Below are 22079 nucleotides of genomic sequence, written 5' to 3' on the forward strand. Positions count from 1 at the left end.
CCCGGACAGGACCTAGTCGCGGCCGGGCTTCTCCTCCGCCTTCCCGTCGCCCTTCCCCTTGTCCTCGCCCTTCTCCTTCTCTCTCTCCGCGACCGCGTACGCCTCGACGGAGAAGAGGGAGTAGCCGTACCGGGTGGCGCGCTTGTCGCCCTGGACGCGGAGGAACCGTACGTTCTTCGCGTCCAGGCCGACCCGTTCGCGGCCGCCCTTGCCGTCCTTGACCGTCGCCGCCGTGCGCCAGATCCGGCCGTCCTCGGAGACCTGGACGCGGTAGGCGGCGGCGTAGGCGTCCTGCCAGTGGAGTTCCACGCGGCCGACGCGGGCCGGTTCGGGGAGTTCCGTCTGCCACCAGGCGTTGTCCTCGGCGGGGGAGGACCAGCGGCTCTCCGGGTCGCCGTCGGCCGCCGCCCGGGCCGGGAAGTCCTCCGTCTCGTCGGCCGAGGAGGTGGCCTTGCCGGAGCGGACCAGGTCGCGGTCCTCGGTGGGCGGGAACGCGCGGACCGTCAGCGTGGCCGAGCGGCCGCCGAACTCCACCGGCACCTCGTAACTCCCCGGGCGCACACCGTCCGCGACCCGCACGGAGACCGGGATGCGGACCTCGGTGCCGCGCGGCAGGACGGACTCGCCGGGGGCGGAGACCTGGATGCCCTCCGGGGTCTTCGCCTTCAGCGCGCCGCGTACGGTGCCGGGGCGGTGGGCCGTCAGACGGGCCGTCACCTCGCCGGCCTTGCCGCCGATCTCGGCGTCCGCCTCGCCCCGGCCCAGCCGCAGCGCGGCCTCGGCGCCGTCCTCGTACCAGGGCACCAGCCGGTCGACCCGCTCCGCCTCGGGGCCGGTGACCCGCAGCGCGTCGGCGCGCAGCCCCCGGCTCTCCACGTCGGTCCAGCCGCCGGGCTCCAGCCGCGTCACCGGCTGCCAGCCCTTGCCCGGGACCCGCGCCTCGACCACCCCGGAGACGCCCGGGTCGGTCCGCACCGTCACCCCGGCCAGCGGGCGGACCCGGGGCAGCGCCACCGTGTACGCCGAGCCGGTGTCGGCGACCTTCTCGCCGTCGCCGCCGACCGTGCCGTGCCAGCTGTCGGCGGTCTTCTCGACCTGGTCGAGGAAGGGGCCGAGGACGCCGTCGCCGACCGTCACCTTGTTCCGCGAGGTCTCCGCGCGGACCGCCCGCAGCGCCCGCTCGGCGTGCCAGGCGGCCGTGCCGTCGCCCCGCGCCTGCGCCGCCAGCAGGTCGACCGCCAGCTCACCGGCCTGCCCGAACCGCGCCAGCTGCTCCGACCAGGGCCGCACCTCCTCGCCCAGCCCCGACCCGCCGCCGTCCAGCCGCTCGGGCGTCGCCCGCATCACCGAGAAGGCGGCGCGCAGCTCCTTGGCTGCCCGCGCGGCGGCGTTCGCGGCCTCGGTGCCGGGCCGCCCGGCTGCCCGCGCCGCGTCCGCCCGGGTCGCCCAGAACTTCGCCAGCAGCGGCCGCAGGTACGCCGACTCGTCGGCGCCCAGCACCGAGGAGGCGGTGTTGCGGGCCAGCGCCCGGACCGCCTCGCGGGTCTCGGGGTCCTCCCCGGCGAGCGTGTCCATGGCGGCCTGCCAGGACTCCATGGGCCGGTAGTCCTTCGGGTTCCACGCGTAGTCCCCTGAGGTGAACAGGGGGATGCGCGAGGCGGCCGGCTGCTCCATCGCGGTGGCGATCAGCGCCGCCGAGCCGGTCGCGACCGCCGGTTCACGGCCCGTGTAGGGGCCGAGGAAGATCCGGTCCTGCGCGTAGTCGTTGACCGGGTAGTTGTCCAGGGTGACCAGCGGGTGGTCGAGCACCTCGCGGGTGCCCGCCAGCTCCCGGCCGGTGATGGTGCGCGGCACCACCCCGACGCCGGTCCACGCCACCTGCACGTCCGCCTCCAGCTCGGTGGCGAGCTCGCGGCGGTACTCCGTCGCGCCCTTCTGGTAGTACTCCGTCGGCATCAGCGACAGCGGCCGCGAACCGGGGTGACGCTCCGCCAGGTGCGCGGCGACCGCGTTGGCCACCCGCGCCTGGGCACGGGCCGCCGCGGCCGGGCCCGAGCCGAACTCCGCCTCGTCCTCGCCGCAGTGCCACTCGCTGTACGACACGTCCTGGAACTGGAGCTGGAAGGCACGCGCCCCCAGCGCCCACATCGCGTCGATCTTCCGGTTGAGCGCCTTCACGTCGTCCTCGGAGGCGAGGCACATCGCCTGACCCGGCGCCACCGCCCAGGCCAGCGTCACGTGGTTCTCGCGGGCACGCTCCGCCAGCGCGCGGAACGCCGTGCGCTGCTCGGCCGGGTACGGCTCCCGCCAGCGCGCCTGCCGGAACAGGTCGTCGCCCGGCGCGTACAGGTAGTGGTTCTGCTTGGTGCGGCCCAGGAAGTCCAGCTGGCCCAGCCGCTGCTCGGTCGTCCACGGGGTGCCGTAGAAGCCCTCGGAGAGGCCGCGCACCGGCGTCCCGGGCCAGTCGCGGACCACCACACCCGGCACCACCCCGTCGCGCACCAGCTGACGGAGCGTCTGGACCGCGTGGAAGAGGCCGTCCTCGCCGACGCCCGCCATCGCCACCGTCGGCCGCCCGCCGGCCTCACCGGCCGCCAGCCGGTACCCGCCCTGCGGCAGATCGTCCCGGGCGCTCGCGCCCAGCGCGCGCAGCGTCTTCTCCAGCCCCGTCGCGCCGGCCGAGGCCCGGGCGGCGGACTCGCCGCCGACCCGCACCACCGGCGTCGCGCCCGCGGGCACGTCGCTCTCGGCGCTCACCTCGTCGATGTCACGGACCCCGGCCTCCCGCAGCACCTCCCGCAGCGCCTTCAGCGCGTACGGGTCGGTACCGATCGGCGCCAGAAGCACCACCCGCGACCCCAGCGCCACCCTGCCGTCGGCGGCGCGCAGCGACTGCGGGCGCGGCCAGACGGAGGGCAGCCCCGCGGTCTCGCCCTTCGCGTCGTCCGGGGCCTCGTCGGCGGCGGTGGCGGGGTCCGGGGCGGGCGGAGCGGCCAGCGCGGTCGGTGCGCCCCCCAGCGTTCCGGCGATCACGGCCACGGCCAGAGCGGCGGCGGTCCTGCTGCGGCGGAGCTGCACGGGTCCTCTCCCAACGGGCGGCGGGGACGGGTGGGCCAGAAGGAGTATGACGCGCGAGGTGTGGCGCGCGGATGACGGGGCATGCGCGGGACGAGCCTGTTCCGGCCACACGGCCGGACGGCTAGGAAGCCCATCACCCCCAAGTGCCGGTGTCAACGGCCGGAAGGGGGCGTTCGGCGTTCCCGGCGGCCCCTCCATTGTGCGTGCCCCGGGCGCGCCCCCTCGCGATGGACCGCCCACCGCGCACAATGTGACCCGGAACACGTTGGCCGAACGCACACGTCTGCGTGTCGACAAGCTGGGTAGGGCTGCCCTGACCGTGCTTCGCACCCGCGACCAAGGAGGCCCCCGTGGCCGCATCGGCACACCTGCTTCTGTCCGCCCTTTCCAAACGTCCGGAACTGCACGACCTCCCGGCGATTCCCCACCCCACCACCCTCGCCGGCCGACCCGACGACCCCTTCGACCCCGACACCGTCGACTACTCCCTGGTGTCCCACCCCGACTCCGGCCTCGAAGGCTCGTGCGCCTACGGACTCTCCGAGCCGCCCCTCACCAGTGAGCCGCCGCTGGCCGACGCCGCGCCGCTCACCAGCGAACCACCCCTGCCCGACACCGCCCCGCTGACCAGCGAGCCGGCCGCGGCCGCCGCCGTCGTCGCGGAGGACGCCCTGCTCGGAGCGGTTTCCTCAGGAGGCTGAATTGGCCCTGTCCCGGCTCGCCAAGCTCCATGGTGTCGCCACCTCTTACTCCCCTTCCCCGGACCGCACCGTTCCGGCCGCCGAATCCGCCGTCGTGGCCGCCCTGGCCGCCCTCGGCGTCGACGCGAGCAGCCCCGAAGCGATCCGGACCGCCCTGGAGAAAGCCGAAGCCGGACAGGCCGCCCGCCTGCTGCCGCCCACCGTGGTGCTCCGGTCCGCCGCCCCGTCGGCCGACCCGCGCACCGCGCCCGAGCTGGCGGCACTGCCCCCGGGCACCCGGGTCCGCCTGACCCGCGACCCCGACCCCGTCCCGGCCCGCCCCGCCCCCGCGGGGGGCCGGGACGCGGGCGAGGCGGTCCGCCGCGCCGCCCCCGTCGGCGAGGCCCCGCCGCCCGCCTGGAACTGGACCGTCCCCCTGGTCCCGGCCGCCACCGCGCCCCCGCCCCCCGCCGACAGCGCCCTCCCCCCGGCCGCCGACGTGCTGTGGGCCGTACCGTTCGGCGTCCACCGGATCGAGGCCACCACGCCCGACGGACGCACCGCCACCAGCCACCTCGTCATCGCCCCCGACCACATCCGCGGGCCCGAGTCCCGCGCCTGGGGCCTGCTCGTCCAGCTCTACTCCCTCCTCTCGCACCGCTCCTGGGGCATGGGCGACCTCGGCGACCTCACCGAACTCGCCACCTGGGCCGGACGCGTCCACGGCGCCGGATTCGTCCAGGTCAACCCCCTGCACGCGGCCGTCCCCGGCACCCCCACCGACCCCTCCCCGTACCGGCCGTCCTCCCGGCGCTTCCCCGACCCGGTGCACCTGCGCGTCGAGGCGATCCCCGAGTACACCGCGCTCACCGCCGACGTCCGCCCGCACCTCGACGGGCTGCTGCGCCGCGCCGCCGAACTCCGCGGCCAGGTCCTCTCCGGCCAGGCCCTCATCGACCGCGACGCCGTCTGGGAGCTGAAGCGCGAAGCGCTCGAACACCTCTGCGCCGTACCGCTCCCGCCGGGCCGCCAGGCCGCCTACGACGACTTCACCGCCGCCCACGGCCAGGCCCTCACCGACCACGCCACCTGGGCCGCCCTCACCGAACGCCACGGCCCGCACTGGTCCGAATGGCCCGCCCCGCTCACCGACCCGCGCTCCCCGCAGACCGCCGCCGCCCGCACCGAACTCGCCGCCCGGGTCGACTTCCACCGCCGCCTCGCCTGGTACACCGACACCCAGCTCGCCGAGGCCCAGCGCGCCGCCCGCGAGGCCGGGATGGCCGTCGGCCTCGTCCACGACCTGGCCGTCGGCGTCCACCCCGACGGCTCCGACGCCTGGTCCCAGCAGGACGTCTTCGCCGCCGGCATGTCGGTCGGCGCGCCCCCCGACGCCTTCAACGCCCTCGGCCAGGACTGGGGGCTGCCGCCCTGGCGCCCCGACCGCCTCGCCGCCGGCGGCTACGCCCCCTACCGCGGCCTCCTCCGCTCCCTGCTGCGCAACGCGGGCGCCCTGCGCATCGACCACGTCATGGGCCTCTTCCGCCTGTGGTGGGTCCCCGTCGGCGCCCCGCCCACCGACGGCACCTACGTCCACTACGACGCCGAGGCCATGCTCGCCGTCCTCGCCCTGGAGGCCCACCGCGCCGACGCCGTCGTCATCGGCGAGGACCTCGGCACCGTCGAACCGGGCGTCCGCGAGACCCTCCAGCGGCACGGCGTGCTCGGCACCTCCGTCCTCTGGTTCGAGCGCGACTGGGACGGCACCGGGCTGCCGCTGCCCGCCGAGGCGTGGCGCGCCTCCTGCGTCGCCACCGCCACCACCCACGACCTGCCCTCCACCGCCTCCCGCCTCACCGGCGACCACGTCCGCCTCCGCAACCGCCTCGGGCTGCTCACCCGCCCCCTCGCCGAGGAGGAGGCCGAGGAGGCCGCCGCCACCGCCACCTGGCTCACCGTCCTCGACGGCCTCGGCCTGATGGGCGCGGCCCCCGGCGGCCACCTTCCCGGCGCCGCCCCCGACGAGGAGGCCGCCGTCCTCGCCGTCCACCGCTTCCTGCTCCGCACCCCCGCCCGCATGATCGGCGTCTGGCTCCCCGACGGCACCGGCGACCGCCGCCCCCAGAACCTCCCGGGCACCTGGGACCAGTACCCCAACTGGCGGCTCCCCGTCGCCGACGCCCAGGGACACCCCGTCGCCCTCGAACAACTGACCGCCTCCCCGCGCGTGGCCCGCCTGCTGCGCACCGTCGCCACCGAGGACCAGACACCCGCCCCCATGGCCCGTACGGCACCCCCGGACGCGCGGCCCGTCTAGGCGTTCGCTACGTTGGCACCGTGGACAAGAAGAACTCTCTGCGCGCCGGTGCGGTGGTCGCCGGTACGACGCTGACGACGCTGCTCATGACGTCCCCCGCGCTGGCGCTGACGCGCGATGACGGGGATGACCCGGGGACGGGGCTGAGCGTGGTGGAGACCCTCGGGCTCTACGTGGCGCTGCCCATCGTGCTCTTCCTGGTGATCGCTGGGCTGGTCATGGTCATGGACAAGTCCGGCAAGCGTTCCTGAACCCTGGTTTGCCTGCCCGGCTCGGTGGCCCTCGGCCTCCCGGCCGGGCTTGTCCTTTGCCTGGGCGCCCGCTCGCCCGCGCCCCTCACTGAGGCCTCAAGCGCCGGCCGGGCTGGAATGTGGCTGCGCCGCGTTTGGGAGTGCCGGTTTGCTGCCCGTGCCGGTCACTGATTGGCCTCAATCGCCGGCCGGGCTGTGAGGGTCGCGGTTCCTCCGGTGCGTGGGTGGGGCGGGGCCGCGCCGGGGTACCTCCTCACAAACTGCAGGGTGCGGGGTGAGTTGGAGCATGGCGGCCTCGTGTGCAGTTTGCTGCGGGGGCACCCCGACACGTCCCCACCCCACGGTCTCGTACGCGGCCAACCGCCGGAGGGGGGAAGAGGCCGTCACCCATACCGGGCTTCTCCACAGCGACCACCGTCGTCGGTCCAGTTGGCCACAAAGATCAATCGGGGACGGTCTGTCTTTTCCTCTCCCACCGGCGGGACGACGCCGACGAGACGGAAGGGCGGGGTCGTGCCGGGGTGCCCCCGCAGCAAACTGCACACACGGCCGTCTTGGAGCGACTGACCCCGCACCTTGCAGTTTGTGAGGAGGTACCCCGGTGCGGCCCCGCCCGACCCAGACGGCGAACGAACCGCGAATCCCACAGCCCGGCCGGCGATTGAGGCCATCTGTGACCGGCGCGGTGGAGACGGAGCCCAGCCAAAAGCAGCCCGGCCGGCGATTGAGGCCATCCGACCGGTGCGGGGCAAGCGGCCCCCAGGCAAAAGACAAGCCCAGCGGCAGGTGGGGCCGGGCGTAAGGTGCGGGACATGGCGCCCCCCGCCCCGGAATGGGACCTCCGCAAACTGAGAATCCTGCGTGCCCTGCACCAGCACGGCACGGTCACGGCGACAGCCGAGGCTCTGCTGATGGCCCCGTCGGCGGTCTCCCAGCAACTGTCGAACTTCGCCCGGCAGCTGGGCGTCCCCCTGCTGGAGGCACACGGCCGCCGCGTCCGCCTCACGGACGCCGCCCACCTGGTCCTGCACCACGCCGACGAGGTCTTCGCCCAGCTGGAGCGGGCCGACGCCGACCTGGCGGCCCTGGTCCGGGGCGACGCGGGCCAGGTCCGGATCGGCGCGTTCTCGACGGCGGTGGCCGCCCTGGTCGTCCCCCTGGTGACGAGGCTGCGCGAGGAGGCCCCCGGCCTGGAGCTACGCGTCCGCGAGGCCGAGGCGGGGGAGGCCTACGACCTCCTGGCCGCCGGCGAGGTCGACCTCGCCCTGTCGCTGGCGGCCCACGCCCCGACCGTCCGCGACCCCAGGTTCACGAGGGTCCCCCTGCGGGCCGACCCCCTGGACGTGGCGCTCCCCAGCGCCCACCCCCTGGCCGGCGCCCCGGACCTGCGCCTGGCCGACCTGGCGGCCGACCCCTGGATCTACGGCGCCGACGGCCCCTGGTCGGACATCACCCGCGCCGCCTGCGAGGCCGCCGGGTTCCGCCCGGAACAGGCCCACACCGCGACGGGCTGGCCCGCCATCCTGGCGCTGGTCGGCGCGGAACTGGGCGTCGCCCTGGTCCCGCGCATGGTCAGCGCCGAGTACACCCCGGGAAGCGTCGTGATCCGCCCCCTGGAGGCCGACCGCCCGCGCCGCCACGTCATCGCCGCCGTCCGCCGGGGCGCCGAACAGGGCGGCGGCCCGGTCGCCCGGGTCCTGGCGGCGCTCAGGGCCGGGGCCTGACGCACCGTCCGCCGGCCGGGCGCTTACCGTACGGGGGCGCAGGCACGGGGCCGCGCAGAGGGAGGGGAGACCATGAGCGAGCACGACCAGGGGCGGGGGCGCTGGGGTGACGCCGGGGGACTGGACGGGGCGATCACCGGGTCGCCGCGGTTCTCGGTGGCCGGGGGCGGGACGCGGCTGCGGGTGGAGTACCGGGTCGAGGGACGCGGCGTCGTCGAGTTGACCTACGCGCCGAAGGGGGAGGAGGGCGAGGAGGAGATCTCCGTCGACCAGCCCCGGCTGCCGTGGCGCCAGGAGGTCACCATGCGCGGCCCGGTCGCCATCCCGGTGCTGAGCGCCACCCTGGACGAGGACGGGGGCCGGGCCGATCTGGTGGTCACCGTCGGCGGACGGGAGCGCGCCCGGGTCACCGTCAGCGGCCCGTCCGCCACGGGCGTCTGCGTCGCCGACCCGGGGGTGTGAACGCGAGCGGCCCCCGCCGGTGAGGCGGGGGCCGCTCCAGACATCCTGGGCGTCAGGTCAGTGACCTCACCTGGCCCCACGTGCCGTCCTGCACGGTCACCGGGGTGCCGGGCGCCGAGGTGCCGCCCCGGTGGAAGAGGAGCGCGCCGCCCTGGGCGGAGGGCGCCGTCGTCCACAGGTCGCCCACGCCGTCGCCGTTCGCGTCGCCGGGTGCGGCGAGCAGCGGGTGGGCGGCGGGGGTGAAGCCCGTGCCGTAGGCGGTGCGGCGGGTGTCGTCGGCCAGCGAGAGCGGGTCGGTCGAGCCGTCCGCCCCGGCCCGTCCCCGGTACAGCCAGAGCTTGCCGTCGGCGGTGTCACGGACCAGCAGGTCGGGGCGGCCGTCGCCGTCCAGGTCGCCGGGGGAGACCAGGGTGCGGCCCGCCCAGCCGCTGTCGGCCAGCGGATAGCCCTCGTCCAGGTAGCCGCTGCCGAAGCCGGGCAGGTACCAGAGCGCGTCGCCGATCACCGCGAGGAAGTCCGGGCTGGCGGCCTGGTCGGGCTGGCCGAGGTCGCCGAGGGAGACCAGCTGCCGGAAGGTGGCGGGGTCGATGTGCCCCTCGTCGCCGGGCCGGGTGAACTGGCGGACCTGCTGCCGGGTGAGGTCGGCGACCCGGCCGGTGCCGTCGGCCGGGTAGAGCCAGAGCGTGCCGTCGGCGTGCCGGGCCACCAGGTCCTCGAAGGAGTCGGCGGTCCAGTCCCCGCGCCGGGTGACCAGCGCGTCCTTCAGCCCGAGCGCGGGCAGGGCCGCCGCGGTGCCGACGGTGCCACCGCTGCCGGCGCCGGGATGCAGCCGCAGCCCGCCGGAGGCGTCGAGCGAGTACAGGTCGGGGAAGCCGTCGCCGTTGGCGTCGCCGGGCTTGTCGGGCGTACCCGGGCTGTCCGCGTAGAAGGAGTACGCCTGGGTGTCGGACTTGTTGCCGGCGCGGTCGGTGCTGAAGACGTACAGGGTGTGCGGTCCGGCGTAGCCCGGGGTGAGCCTGACGGTGACCGGGCCGCCGGCGGTGGCCGGTTCCGCCTTGGTGGTGGGCGGGGAGACGTTGAGGCCGTAGGTGTAGGAGACGACGTCGGAGACGCCGCCGGAGGTGAAGGTGAAGGAGCCGGGGGTGCGGGCGGGCGCGCCGACCGAACCGTCACCGCTGCCGGGGAACTCAGGCGAGCTGACCTGGGGCAGGGCGGAGGGCCGGGCGGAGTCGAAGCCGAACTGGCAGCCGGGCGCGCCCTGGGTCGGGAGCCAGTCCGAGGCGCTGTGCGCGTCCCTGGCCTGCACCTTCCAGGAGAAGCGGCCGCCGCTGCCGAACCCTTCGTACTTCTTCAGGGTGTCCTTGCTGACGGTGTGCTCGGCCCAGCCGCCGCTGGTGATGTTGGTCTTGTCGACGTTGACGACGAAGACGCCGTCGGCCGCGTCGTTGGGGTGCTTGCCGGTCGGCCAGAGGTGGAAGCGGGCGGTGACCTTGTCGCCGTCGGGGTCGCTGACGCGGGCCCGAAGGGTCACGTCGGTGTTGCCGACGAAGACGTACGGGGCCACCGCGCAGGCGGTGTCGTTGGCCGTGCTGGGCCGGGTCTCCATCGCCAGGGCGGTGTTCGGGGTGCGGTTGTAGCTGACGATGATCTTCGGGTTGGAGTTGAACCGCTTCCAGGTGAAGGTGTCCGACTCCGAGCTGGCGCGCAGGCCCAGGGTGATGTTGGCCCAGCCGTTGGCGGCGGAGCGCTTGGCGGCCTCGGTGGCGTTGAAGTCGACGGACTTCGCGCCGCAGCCGGTGTAGCCGTGGGCGAAGGACTTGGTCTGGAGGTGGGTCGCCCAGGAGGGCTGCTTGTTCCAGGTGGTGGAGGCGGAGATGCCGCCGGTCAGCCAGAGTTCGACGTTGCGGGCCTGGCAGGACCACGAATAGGTGTTGGTGATCTGGAACTGGGCGGAGAGCACCGTGGCCCCCGCCAGCTCCTTGGAGTTGAGGCGGAAGAAGGCCCGCGAGGTGCCCTTGGTGTCGCTCTCGTAGCCGACCCGGGCCTCGTTGGCGTAACTCCCGGTCCAGTTGGTGCCGTTCCAGAAGGACGAGCTCTTGTGGCGGTCGTAGGCGATCGTCCAGGCCAGCTTGGAGCCGCTGAAGTTGGGGTCGATGTAGACCGGGTAGCTGGTCTCCTCGCCGCGGAGCAACTCCGGGTCCGGGGTGAGCGTCAGGGTGGAGTCGGAGGTCTTCATGCCGACCTCTGCGGAGCGGACGTCAGGGGCGAGCGGGTCGACGGGGGAGAGCGTGTCGGCGGAGCGGGCGCCCTGGGACCGCTGGGCCGGGGCGTCGCCCGAGTCCCACATGCGGGGTGTGGCGGTGGCGAACAACTCCTGGCCGGCCGGGTTGACGGCGCGCAGCGTGTTGGACTCCGCATCGCGCTCGACGGTGACGCCCTCGCCCTTCAGGCCGTAGGAGATCTCCTTCAGCGCGGGGTCGGCGGCCGCCTCGGCGCTGTGCACGACGAGGACGTGCGAGAAGCCGTCGACCTGGGCGGTGACCGCGAGGTCGACGCCGTCGAGGACGTTCCGGTACGTGGCGGTGTTGCCCTGGAGGGCCGGTGCGGGGAGTGTTTCCGGCCAACTCAGCTCGACGCTGCGGCCCTGGTCGGTGAGGACGGCGAGCGGTCCGTCACCGCCGCCGGAGAAGCTCACGTCACCGGCGGCCGAGCGGGGCGCGACGCGGCCGTCCCGGGTGGAGAGGGTGGTGTCGATGTCCTTCCACACGCCGTCCCGCTGGGTACGGACCGGGGCGGCGTGCTGGGTGAGGCGCAGGGTGCCGTCCGGCATGGCGTGCACCTCGCCGGTCTCGGTGCGGGCGGAGGCCACCTCCACCGGTGTCCCGGAATCCTGGGACCGGGCCACCGCCCGTGACTCCTCGGTGAGGTCGCCGCCGGTGCTCGGCGGGGGCGCGGTGGGCGGGGCCGCCTGGGCGGGTGCGGCGGTGATCAGGCAGGCGAGCGCGGCGACGGCGGCGGATATCGCGAGCCGTCCGCGGCGCGGCGCGCCGGGTCTCTTCATGACCGGCATGGCACGTCTCTCTGTTCGGAAGGAGCCGGACCCGGGCGGGCACGCCCGGGGCGGAGCGGTACGGAAACGAGCTGAAGTGACTGACGTGTGGTCAAGTTTTAGCCAACCATGACCATTTGATGAAGGTGATCACACCTTGCCATTACACAATCATCACTCTTAAGGTGCGTCCGTTCCGGTCGGATCGAACAAGGGCGCACCCGTGTACGTGGACCACACCCTTCCGAAGCTCAAGCACGTCGCGAGAGTGCTGGTCTCCGTGGCGGTCCTCACCGCCGTGGCGCTCCTGGTCGCCCTCATCCCGTCCACCGACGTCGCGTACGCGGCCTCGCTGAAGGACGAGCGGCCCGAGCTGGTCGACGACAAGTCGGTGCCCGGCACCGACCACGTCCCGAAGAAGCGCTCCAGACCCGACGACGCCGCGCGCCCCCACGCCCCCGGCGCCACCAGCTGGCCCGCCGGCCGCACCGTCACCCCCGTCACCTTGGCGGGCGAGACCCCCGCGAAGGAGCAGGCGCCGCTCCTCGGTGAGAAGGCCGACCGCGTCCCCGGCCTCCGCACCGACCTGCCCGTCGCCGCCCGCCCCGCGGGCAAGGCCGCCGCACGCGCCGCCGCCGAGGACCCCGCCGCCCACGTCGCCGTAGAGATCGCCGACCGCGCCGCCGCCCGCAAGGCCGGGGTCCCCGACGGCCTGCTCCTGACCGTCGCCCCCGCCGAGCCCGGTCTCCTGGCCCGCTCCGCCGACTCCGACGCCACGCCCGCCGAGGGCAAGATCCGCGTCGAACTCGACTACTCCGCCTACGAGAAGAACTTCGGCGCCGACTGGGGCAGCCGCCTGGGCCTGGTCGACCTGGCCACCGGCGAAGAGGTCACCACCGCCAACGACACCGCCGACCGCACCCTGACCGGCGAGATCACCCTCCCCAAGTCCGCCTCGGCCGCTCCCGTCACCCTCGCCGCCGTCGCCTCGGCCGGCGGCGCGGGCGGCAACTACGGCGCCACCTCCCTGTCACCCTCCGGCTCCTGGATGGCCGGCAGCTCCTCCGGCGGCTTCTCCTGGAGCTACCCGGTCGACGTCCCCGAGACCCCGGGCGGCCCCGCCCCCGACATCGAGATCGGCTACTCCTCGCAGGCCGTCGACGGCCGCACCGCCTCCACCAACTCCCAGTCCTCCTGGATCGCCGAGGGCTGGGACTGGGAGCCCGGCTTCATCGAGCGCCGCTACCGCCCCTGCGCCGACGACCAGGGCAGCGGCGCCAACAACCCCGGCGAGAGCGGCAAAACCGGTGACCTGTGCTGGGGCACCGAGCAGATGGTCATGTCCCTCGACGGCTCCAGCAACGAGCTGGTCAAGGACGACAAGACCGGCGTCTGGCGCCCCGCCGACGACGACGGCACCCGGCTGGAGCGCAAGACCGGCGCCGACAACGGCGCGTACAAGGGCGAGTACTGGGTCCTCACCACCACCGACGGCACCCAGTACCACTTCGGCCTGAACAAGCTGCCCGGCGCCGGGAGCCAGCGCACCAACTCCGTGCTCACCGTCCCCGTCGCGGGCAACCACCCCGGCGAGGACTGCCACGCTTCCGCCTTCGCCTCGTCCTTCTGCACCCAGGGCTGGCGCTGGATGCTCGACCAGGTCGTCGACCCGCTCGGCGACGCCATGACGGTCTGGTGGACCAAGGAGACCAACCGCTACGGGCAGAACGACAAGCCCGCCGGTGTCACCTACGACCGGGCCGCCTACCCGCACCGCATCGACTACGGCCAGCGCGCCGACAAGCTCTTCACCAGCGACCCGGCCGCCCGCGTCGAGTTCGGCGTCACCGAACGGTGCGTGCCCACCGAGGCGTTCGCCTGCGCCGAGGCCGACCGCAAGGCGGCCAACGCCAAGCACTGGCCCGACACCCCGCTGGACCAGCAGTGCCTGCCCGGCGAGGAGTGCAAGAACAAGAACACCCCGACCTTCTGGTCCACCAAGCGGCTCGCCAAGATCACCACCAAGGTGCTGGCCGGCTCCACCCTCCGCCCGGTCGACACCTTCACCCTCGACCAGAGCTTCCCCGCCACCGGCGACGGCACCTCGCCCGCCCTCTGGCTCAAGTCCATCGGCCGCACCGGCCACGCGGCCGACGGCGCCACCGCCGACATGCCGAAGGTCACCTTCCGCGGCCAGCAGCTGGACAACCGCGTCGACGGCTTCGAAGGGCTGGAGCCCTTCTCCCGGCTGCGCGTCCAGGCGGTCGACACCGAGACCGGCGGCACCATCGGCGTCACCTACTCCGACGCCGAGTGCAGCGCCCGCGCCCCCGTGAAGCTCCCGGCCTCGCCGCACACCAACACGATGCGCTGCTACCCGCAGTTCTGGACCCCGAAGGGCGCCACCGACCCGGTCCAGGACTGGTTCCACAAGTACGTCGTCACCAAGGTCCGCGAGGAGGACAACGTCGCGGGTGCCCGCGCCACCGTCACCTCCTACGAGTACCTGGGCGGCGCCGCCTGGGCGTACGACGACAGCGAGCACACCGCGGCCAAGGAACGCACCTGGTCGCAGTACCGGGGCTACGAGCGGGTCCGCACCCGCGTCGGCGACGCCGGCGACGGCGACCCCCAGCAGCTCACCGAGCACCGCTACTTCCGCGGCATGCACGGCGACAAGCTGCCCTCGGGCACCCGCACCGCCTCCGTCACCGACTCCGAGGGCGGCACCCACCCCGACCGCACCGAGTTCCAGGGCCAGCTGCGCGAGGAGATCACCTACGACGCCGTCGGCGGCTCCGTCGACTCCGCCGTCAAGGTGACCCCGTCCGCCGTGAAGACGGCCTCCCGGGCCCGTACCGGCACCACCGCGCTGGAGGCGTGGATGGTCCACCCGGTCACCTCCGAGACCCGCGAACTGGTCAAGGGCGACACGTACCGCCGCTCCACCGAGACCACCGCCTACGACAGCTACGGCATGCCCACCAAGGTCGAGGAGAAGACCGCGGGCGGCCGCCTGGTCTGCACCCTGACCAGCTACGTCCGAGACACCGACGCGTACATCGTGGACACCGAGTCGCGCGAGGTGACCCGGAACGGCGCCTGCGACGACGCCTCCGCCACCGTCATCGACGACACCCGCTCCCTCTACGACGGCGGCGCCTTCGGCGACAAGCCCACCAAGGGCCTGGTCACCGAGGTCCAGGAACTGGACGTCGACGGCAAGAGCTACACCACCACCGACCGCACCTCCTACGACCTGCACGGCCGCGAGACCGCCACCTGGGACGCCGAGGGCAACAAGACCACCGTCGCCTTCACCCCGGCCACCGTCGCCGTCCCGCACACCCAGGTCACCACCGACCCGCTCGGCCACACCGAGACCACCGAGTTCGACGTCCAGCGCGGCCTGAGCACCGCCGACATCGGGCCCAACGGCGAGCGCGTCGACATGGAGTACGACCCGCTGGGCCGCCTGCTCAAGGTCTGGGACATCGACCGCGACAAGACCAAGGCGCCCAACGCCCGCTACCAGTACGCCATCACCAAGACCAAGCCCACCGTCGTCACCAACGAGACCCTCAAGGACGACGGCAGCTACGCCGTCAGCCACGAGATCCTCGACGGCCACCTGCGTGTCCGCCAGACCCAGGACCCCGCCGTCGGCGGCGAGGGCCGCATCGTCAACGACACCTTCTACGACTCCGCCGGCCGCGAGGTCGTCACCAACGACGGCTACTACAACGACCAGCCCGTCAGCACCACCCTCCTGGTCGTCGGCGACAACGTCGTCCCCAGCCAGAACCGCGTCACCTACGACGGCTCCGGCGAGGCGGTCCGCGAGGTCTCGTACGCCTACGGCGAGGAGACCACCCGCACCACCCTGGAGAAGGACGGCGACGCCTCCACCGTCGTCCCGCCCGAGGGCGACACGGTGACCACCACCTACACCGACGCCGAGGGCCGCCAGTCCCGCCTGCGCGAGTACACCAAGAAGGACCGCAGCGCCTGGCGCGACACCACGTACCACTACGACGCCCTCGACCAGCTCACCAAGATCGTCGAGCCCGGAGGGGCCGAGTACACCTTCAGCTACGACGCGCGGGGCCGCCAGACCGCCACCACCGACCCCGACGGCGGCCGCACCACCTACGAGTTCGACGCGACCGACAACCTCGTCGCCACCACCAACCCCAACGGCGAACGCCTCGTCACCACCTACGACAAGGCCGGCCGCCCCACCTCCCTGCGCGAGGACTCCGCCGACGGCAAGAAGCGCCTGGAGTGGACCTACGACACCCTCGGCAAGGGTCTGCCCACCGCGGCGATCCGCTACGACGACGAGGGCAACGCCTATCGCGAGGAGATCACCTCCTACGACAAGGCCAACCGTCCCCTCGCCACCCGCACCACCGTCTCGGCGGCCGCGGGCAAGGTCGCCGGCACGTACGACTACCGGTACGACTACACCGACACCGGAAACCTCGCCTGGGTCCAGCTCCCCAAGGCCGGAACCCTCGCCTCCGAGCGCCTGGTCTTCCGCTACACCACCACCGACGACCTGCCGCTCTCCATCACCGGCAACACCACCTACGTCGCGAACGTCACCTACTCCCGCTTCGGCGAGGTCCTGCGCACCGAGGCCGGCCCGGTCGGCCGCAAGCTCTTCTCCTCGTACTACTACGACGAGTTCAGCCGCCAGCTCACCCGCACCGTGCACGACCGCGGCGTCCAGCCCGCCCTCATCGACGACACCGGCTACACCTACGACGACGCGGGCAACCTCACCTCCATCAAGCGCACGCCCGGCCAGGGCATGCCCGACGGCCAGGCCGGCCCCGACACCCAGTGCTTCGTCTACGACCAGCTCCGCCGGATGACCTCCGCCTGGACCGCCGCCGACGACACCTGCACCGGCGGCCCCAGCAAGGCGACGGTCGGCGGCGACCAGCCGTACTGGCACAGCTACACCTTCGACGACTCCGGCAACCGCACCGCCCTCACCGAGCACGACCCCGCCGGGAACACCGCCAAGGACATCAAGCGCACCTACTCCTACGGCGGCGAGGCCGGCGGCCCCAACCGCCTGGCCGAGGTCGCCTCCGAGGGCCCGGGCGGCACCACCCGCTCCGTCTACGGCTACGACAAGGCCGGCAACACCACCTCCCGCCAGCACAACGGCACCACCCAGACCCTCAAGTGGGACCCCGAGGGCGCCCTCACCGAGGTCAGCGAGCCCGTCGAGGGCGGCACCACCAAGACCACCAAGTACCTCAACGACGCCGGCGGCGAACGCCTCCTGCGCCACGGCCCCGACGGCTCCACCACGCTCTACCTCGGCGAGACCGAGCTGACCGCCAAGCCCGACGGCACCACCACCACCGAACGCTTCTACTCCCACCCCGACGGCTCCACCACGGTCCGCAGCAGCGACGGCGGACTCCAGGTCCTCCTCGCCGACCACCACGGCTCCACCCAGACCTCCGTCGACATGACGCAGGCGTCCATGCCGGTCACCCGCCGCCAGCTCACGCCGTTCGGCGAGGACCGGGGCGAGGCCCCGTCCCGGTGGCCCGGCGGACGCGGGTTCGTCGGCGGACTGAAGGACGAGGACACCGGTCTCACCCAGCTCGGCGCCCGCCCCTACGACCCGGCCACCGGCCGCTTCCTCTCCGTCGACCCCATGGTCGACTTCACCGACCCGGCCACCATCAACCCCTACGCCTACGCCAACAACGCGCCGGCCACCTTCTCCGACCCCGACGGCCTGTTCTTCCCGATCCTGGTCGGCATCGCCGCCCGCATCGCGATCCGCGCCGCCATCCGCGCGGCCGCCCGCGCCGCCGCCAAGCGCGCCGCCCGCATCGCCGCCCGCAAGGCGGCCCAGCGCCGGGCCCGCGCCCTGGCCAAGGCCCGCGCCCGGGCCGCCGCCAAGGCCCGCGCGAAGGCCCGCGCCAAGGCCCGCCGCGAGGCGGCCCGCAAGCGCGCGGCGGCCGCCCGCGCCGCGGCCAAGCGGGCAGCGGCCCGCGCGGCGGCCAAGCGGGCGGCGGCGAAGCGCGCCGCCGCGGCCGCCCGCCAGCGGGCCCAGCGCGCCGCCGCCAAGCGCGCCCAGGCGGCCCGCGCCGCCGCCCGCAAGGCCCGCGCCAACAAGGCCCCCAAGGCCAAGGCGAAGCCCAAGTCCCAGCCGAAACCGAAGTCGAAGCCCTCCCAGAAGTCCAAGCCGACCCAGCGCAAGACCAACAAGGTCAAGGAGGAGGCCCGCGAACAGGCCAAGGACGCGGTCGGTGAGGAGGCACAGGCACAGAGCTGCGAGGTCAACAGCTTCGTCCCCGGCACCAAGGTCCTGATGGCCGACGGCTCGAAGAAGCCCATCGAGGACGTCAGGACGGGCGACAAGGTCCTCGCCACCGACCCGAAGACCGGCGATACCAAGCCACAGCCGGTCGCCGCCACCATCATCGGCAAGGGCGACAAGACCCTCGTCACCGTCACCGTCACCGTCCGCACCACCACCGAGCGCGCCCCGACCACCCTCACCACCCCACCGCCCGACGGCTCGGTCCCGGTCGACGCCACCCAGCTCGCTCCCGACGAGGACGGCGAGGACGGCGAAGCCACCTCGACCATCGTCGCCACCGACGGCCACCCGTTCTGGGTCCCGGAACTGAACACCTGGCTCGACGCCGGCCAACTCCAGCCGGGCCAGTGGCTCCACACCTCGGCAGGCACCTGGGTCCAGATCACCGCGGTCTCCAGCACCACCCAGCGCGCGACCGTCCACAACCTGACGGTGGCGGACGTCCATACGTACTATGTGCTGGCGGGCGCTACTCCGGTTCTTGTTCACAATTGCGGAAATGCGTCCGTGGACGAGCTGGCTGAGGTGGCGGCTGGGCCGTACAAGAAGGCCAAAATCGACACGCGTACCGGTAAGATTGCTCGCGGTCAAAGCAATGCAGGACGGGCGTTGCAAAAGCATGCAGACCCCAGCCGAGGGCCAGCGCATGCGAGCAAGTTCCCGACCCTCGCGTCGGATGCAGAGCGTACGGAAATGGGCGACAATATGGTCCTTGAGTTGCTGACCAATCCAGGTAGTACAGACACCCTGGGTTCCGCCTCGGCGCACTATGGGGGAACTGTTCGCGACATATGGCATCCAAGCGGAAGCTATGGTGCACGCTGGAGTATGCGCGGAGGCAGACTCACGTTCGAAGGGTTCCTCGGGTGAAGATTGCGGAGATTTCCGGGCGTCAATATCGCATCTTCATGGTGGCCAGCATTCACGAAGATGCCAGCTATGTTGAATGCCGTGCCATGGATAATGGAGATTGCGTATGCGAGATCCGTATCGATTCTCCAGAGGGGCTCTATCTGATGCCCATGGCGAGTGAGGCTGATGTCGATGTGGTCGCCGAGACGATCGGTTACGCGAAAGAAGTAGCGCGCCCTTCAGCGGGTGCGGCGAGCAATTAGAATTCATTCGCCGAATGATCGCAAAGCCCCACCGGCTGTGGTGCCGGTGGGGCTTTCGGGTGCCTTGACGGCAACGGTGACGGCAACGTCAGCGGACGACGGCTGTAACGGATGGGTTGTCGGGGTTGTCGTCGGTTGATGCGAGGACGACTCCGAGGGTGTCGATCGCTTGGCGTTGGAGGCGGAGTCGGACGTGGGCGTAGACGCCGGCGGTGACGCCGATGTGGGCGTGTCCGAGGAGTTCCTTGATGACGACGAGGTCGACGCCTTGTTCGAGGAGCAAGGTGGCGGTCGAGTGCCGGAGGTCGTGGAAGCGGCGGGTGAGGTTGGCCGGGTCGAGAGGCCGGCCGGTAGGGGTGGTGAAGACGAGGCCGCTGTCCTGCCAGGCTGACCCTGCCGTCCCGCGCTCCTTGTCCTGCTGCTGTTTGTGCTCCTTGAGGGAGTGGAGGCATTCGGTCGGGAGCGCGATACGGCGCTCAGATGCCCGGGTCTTGGTGGGCAGATGCGTGAGGCCGCCGGTGCGGGTGCGCTGGAGCGAGCGGCGGATGCTGGCCGTTCCGGTCGTGAGGTCGAGGTCTTCCCAGAGGAGGCCCAGGAGTTCGCCCTTGCGGAGTCCGGTGCGCAGCGCGAGTTCGTACAGCGCGTGGAGCCGGTCCGTGCGGGCGGCGTCGAGGAACTGACGAGCCTCCGTCGCAGTCAGGGGCCGGAAGTGCCTGAGCCGGGGCGTGGCGGCTTTGACGTTCCGGGCGACGTTGCGCGGCAGCTCGTCCTCGCGGACAGCGTGTTCCAGAGCCGACTTGAGCACCGAGTGCACGTAGGTCACGGTCAAGGGGGACAGCCGTTTCTGGCAGCACTTGCCGATCGTGCAGCACTTCTTTCGTTCGGTGTCCAGGCCCTGGGTGCAGCACTGACAGGTGGTGCGGAGCCGGTCGAGGAAGGTGCGGACGTCCTTGGCGGTGAGCCTCGCGATCTTCTTGGTGCCGAGGCCGGGGATGAGGTGGAGGCGGACGCAGGCGGCGTAGCGGGTGTGGGTGTTCTCGCGGAGCCGGTGGACCGCGACACTGCCGAGCCAGTACGTCAGGTAGTCACCAAGCGTGCTGTCAGCGGTGGCGACCGGCAGCCCGCGGTTGCTATCGGCGATCTTCTCGGCGAGCTTGTCAGCCGCGTTCTTGCGCGTGGTGCCGTAGACACGGACACGCTTTTCGTCTGCAGTCGGTGGCGAGGACGTAGCCGGCGGCTTCCCAGCGGCCGTCCTTGCGCTGGTAGATGGTGCCTTCGCCGTTGGCGCGGGCCTTCTTGCGCTTGGGGGCGGTCATCGAGCGGCTTCTTCCAGGTGGCGCTGGACGTAGTCGTCCAGGGCGTGGGTGGGGATGCGGCGGGCGCGGCCGATGGTCAGGGAGGCGAGGCGGCGGGTGCGCAGGAGGTCGTAGAGGGCGGAGCGGCCGATCTTGAGGCGGGCCATTGCCTCGGGGACGGTGAGGAGTTCGTCGTCACGCACGAGTCGCTACCCCCTGTTCGCCCGTCGGGCCACCTCCGATGAGTGCGGCGAGGCGTTCGAGGTCGGGGGTGAGGCCGGTGCCGTCGTAGGCCCAGTGGGCGAGGACGAGGGTGGTCGGGGAGGGTGGAGGAGTGTGGCGGCGGTGCCAGGCGGCTCGGGCGGCCCGGAGGGCGCCGAGGGTGGTGGAGTAGGCGCGGGTCGATCTGCTCGCCGAAGACGAAGGCGCGGGCGCGGCCGTTGATCTCCGGCCCGTCGATGCGGGCGCGGGTGGCCGCGCCCCGGATGGCGTCGGCCAAGAGGTCGGGTGTGGCCCAGGCGGGTGGCGGGGTGTAGGGGCCTGCGGGGCCGTCGAGGCGGATCACGGCGTGGAAGTGGATCAGTCCGTTCGAGAACCGCCTCTGGTGGGACGACGAGGAGCACTGGACGAGGATGGCGGCGGATCTCCTCTCCTCGCACGTACAGCGGGGTGAGCGGATCGCCGTCATCTGGGGCAACTATCTGATGCCGGTCGTGACGATGCCTGCGGATGTCGCGGTGCGACGTGCGAGGGACATCCTGGACGCCGGGCCGCACTTCTGGATGCACCCGCTGGGCGGTTCGGTGCTCATCGAATGCCTGATGGATGGGCAAGTCACAGTTGCGACGATTCCGTCAAGCTAAGACGCCGTTTCTCATGGCTTGATCGTCGTTGAGCTGTGCATCTCGATTCTGGTTGAGCGGCTGGTGCCGGAGGAGTTGTGGGTGCTGTTCCGGCGGGTGGTGCCGCTCGCGGAGGTGAAGCCGTCCGCAGGGCGGAGGTCGCCGTCGGGCTGGCGACCGTGAGGTTCCGGCCGAACCGCTCATTCGCGGAATCCGCCCGTCCGTTCCCGTCGCGGCCCGCACCGCAGGCGGCCGGCGAAGCTGCATGCGGACAAGGGCTACGACTGTGATCACCTGCGGCGATGACTCCGTTCGCTGAGCCAGCTCCGTGTAGATCCCCTTCAGACTGCCTGAACCGAGTTCGAGAGATGTTGTGACGTCTGTAGTGGGAGGTAGACGGTGAGTTCGGTGCGGTGGCTTCCGTTCAAGGAAGCGACGATGCGGTCAGCTGGGCTGCGGGCGGAGGACAGGGAACTGCTGTCGGTGCGTGGGCTGCCGGATGACTCGAACCGCATGTTCGTTCGCGATCCACGACGCGAGCTGGAGGTGCGGGAACTCGCGGACGTGGGAGCTGCGGCATTCCTGGGTGACTTCGAAGACGGGGTCAACAGTTACTGGCTCTCGGTCAGCGCCGGCTCCGTCTGGATGAAGAAAGGGTACGGGCTTGACGAGGGCGACGTCAGTCTGGCCAACACGACTCTGAGGGCTTTTCAGGAGATGCCGAGGATCTGGGAAGAGTTCGTCTTCTCAGGCGTGCACGAAGAGTCTGACGCGTACGAGCCTCTGGTGGAGAGGACCCTGGCCAAGGCCGAGGAGACGGACCCGGTTGTGTTCGAGGATGAGGAATCCTGGTGGGCGCGCGTGTTCGAGGAGGTCGAGTTGGGGTCCCTCGCGCCGGAATGAGCGGG

The 22079-nt window shown here is 72.5% G+C and carries 12 protein-coding genes and 4 pseudogenes; 10 read left to right on the forward strand and 6 right to left on the reverse strand.

Going from position 1 to position 22079, the window contains the following annotated elements:
• Positions 1-12: 12 nt before the first annotated feature.
• Positions 13-3078: a beta-N-acetylglucosaminidase domain-containing protein gene (locus tag OIM89_RS21130; protein ID WP_264491525.1), complete on the reverse strand. Its 3066-nt coding sequence runs from the start codon at positions 3076-3078 to the stop codon at positions 13-15.
• Between the two features lie 350 nt (positions 3079-3428).
• Between OIM89_RS21130 and OIM89_RS21135 the strand changes: the two genes are divergently transcribed.
• From OIM89_RS21135 to OIM89_RS21155, 5 genes are all read left to right on the forward strand, one after another.
• Positions 3429-3779, forward strand: coding sequence for a hypothetical protein (locus OIM89_RS21135; RefSeq protein WP_030699968.1), 351 nt, complete (start codon positions 3429-3431; stop codon positions 3777-3779).
• A 1-nt stretch (position 3780) separates the two neighbouring features.
• Positions 3781-6075: a 4-alpha-glucanotransferase gene (malQ, locus tag OIM89_RS21140; RefSeq protein WP_264491526.1), complete on the forward strand. Its 2295-nt coding sequence runs from the start codon at positions 3781-3783 to the stop codon at positions 6073-6075.
• A 20-nt stretch (positions 6076-6095) separates the two neighbouring features.
• Entirely contained in the window at positions 6096-6326 is a 231-nt protein-coding gene (locus OIM89_RS21145) for a hypothetical protein (RefSeq protein WP_030700003.1), read from the forward strand.
• An 812-nt stretch (positions 6327-7138) separates the two neighbouring features.
• On the forward strand, positions 7139-8050 hold the full coding sequence (locus OIM89_RS21150) for a LysR family transcriptional regulator (RefSeq protein WP_264491527.1): 912 nt from the start codon (positions 7139-7141) through the stop codon (positions 8048-8050).
• Between the two features lie 72 nt (positions 8051-8122).
• Positions 8123-8512, forward strand: a complete 390-nt coding sequence (locus OIM89_RS21155; protein ID WP_030700005.1) for a hypothetical protein — start codon at positions 8123-8125, stop codon at positions 8510-8512.
• Positions 8513-8564: 52 nt separating this feature from the next.
• On the opposite strand, the gene OIM89_RS21160 is transcribed toward OIM89_RS21155, so the two are convergent.
• A complete protein-coding gene (locus tag OIM89_RS21160) occupies positions 8565-11573 on the reverse strand; it encodes an FG-GAP-like repeat-containing protein (RefSeq protein ID WP_264491528.1) in 3009 nt (1002 codons plus the stop codon).
• A 217-nt stretch (positions 11574-11790) separates the two neighbouring features.
• On the opposite strand from OIM89_RS21160, the gene OIM89_RS21165 reads away from it, so the two are divergent.
• Both OIM89_RS21165 and OIM89_RS21170 read left to right on the forward strand, forming a co-directional pair.
• Complete coding sequence (locus OIM89_RS21165) at positions 11791-18789, forward strand: RHS repeat-associated core domain-containing protein (RefSeq protein ID WP_264491529.1); 6999 nt, start codon at positions 11791-11793, stop codon at positions 18787-18789.
• Positions 18786-19034 carry a hypothetical protein gene (locus OIM89_RS21170; RefSeq protein WP_264491530.1) on the forward strand — a complete coding sequence of 83 codons (249 nt, stop codon included), beginning with the start codon at positions 18786-18788 and terminating at the stop codon, positions 19032-19034. The genes OIM89_RS21165 and OIM89_RS21170 overlap by 4 nt, the downstream gene beginning before the upstream one ends.
• An 88-nt stretch (positions 19035-19122) precedes the next feature.
• On the opposite strand, the pseudogene OIM89_RS21175 reads toward OIM89_RS21170, so the two are convergent.
• From OIM89_RS21175 to OIM89_RS30050, 4 genes and pseudogenes are all read right to left on the reverse strand, one after another.
• Positions 19123-20350 (reverse strand): annotated as a pseudogene (locus OIM89_RS21175) (tyrosine-type recombinase/integrase).
• Positions 20347-20532: a helix-turn-helix domain-containing protein gene (locus OIM89_RS21180; protein ID WP_047465243.1), complete on the reverse strand. Its 186-nt coding sequence runs from the start codon at positions 20530-20532 to the stop codon at positions 20347-20349. The pseudogene OIM89_RS21175 and the gene OIM89_RS21180 overlap by 4 nt, the downstream one beginning before the upstream one ends.
• A pseudogene (locus OIM89_RS30045) lies at positions 20525-20690 on the reverse strand (replication initiation protein); the annotation flags it as partial. The pseudogene OIM89_RS30045 and the gene OIM89_RS21180, both read right to left, overlap by 8 nt.
• 72 nt (positions 20691-20762) lie before the next feature.
• Positions 20763-21017, reverse strand: a pseudogene (locus tag OIM89_RS30050) (replication initiator); the annotation flags it as partial.
• On the opposite strand from OIM89_RS30050, the gene OIM89_RS21190 reads away from it, so the two are divergent.
• The 3 genes and pseudogenes from OIM89_RS21190 (at position 20962) to OIM89_RS21200 (ending at position 22074) form a co-directional block, all read left to right on the forward strand.
• Positions 20962-21192, forward strand: coding sequence for a hypothetical protein (locus tag OIM89_RS21190; protein WP_239655677.1), 231 nt, complete (start codon positions 20962-20964; stop codon positions 21190-21192). The pseudogene OIM89_RS30050 and the gene OIM89_RS21190 sit on opposite strands and share 56 nt — an antisense overlap.
• 175 nt (positions 21193-21367) lie before the next feature.
• Positions 21368-21474, forward strand: a pseudogene (locus OIM89_RS30055) (IS5/IS1182 family transposase); the annotation flags it as partial.
• A gap of 96 nt (positions 21475-21570) precedes the next feature.
• The gene (locus OIM89_RS21200; protein WP_264491531.1) at positions 21571-22074 is read left to right on the forward strand and encodes an SUKH-4 family immunity protein; all 504 of its coding nucleotides are present in this window, start codon (positions 21571-21573) and stop codon (positions 22072-22074) included.
• Positions 22075-22079: the final 5 nt, after the last annotated feature.

The sequence above is a fragment of the Streptomyces sp. BI87 genome, assembly GCF_025957665.1.
GTDB classification, from domain to species: Bacteria; Actinomycetota; Actinomycetes; order Streptomycetales; family Streptomycetaceae; genus Streptomyces; species Streptomyces albidoflavus.

What these genes read in the sequence shown, in the direction of transcription:
- OIM89_RS21150 (WP_264491527.1), top strand. Translation starts at nt 7,139, where the DNA reads ATGGCGCCCCCCGCCCCGGAATGGGACCTCCGCAAACTGAGAATCCTG.
- OIM89_RS21155 (WP_030700005.1), top strand. Translation starts at nt 8,123, where the DNA reads ATGAGCGAGCACGACCAGGGGCGGGGGCGCTGGGGTGACGCCGGGGGA.
- OIM89_RS21160 (WP_264491528.1), bottom strand. Translation starts at nt 11,573, where the DNA reads ATGAAGAGACCCGGCGCGCCGCGCCGCGGACGGCTCGCGATATCCGCC.
- OIM89_RS21190 (WP_239655677.1), top strand. Translation starts at nt 20,962, where the DNA reads ATGGCGGCGGATCTCCTCTCCTCGCACGTACAGCGGGGTGAGCGGATC.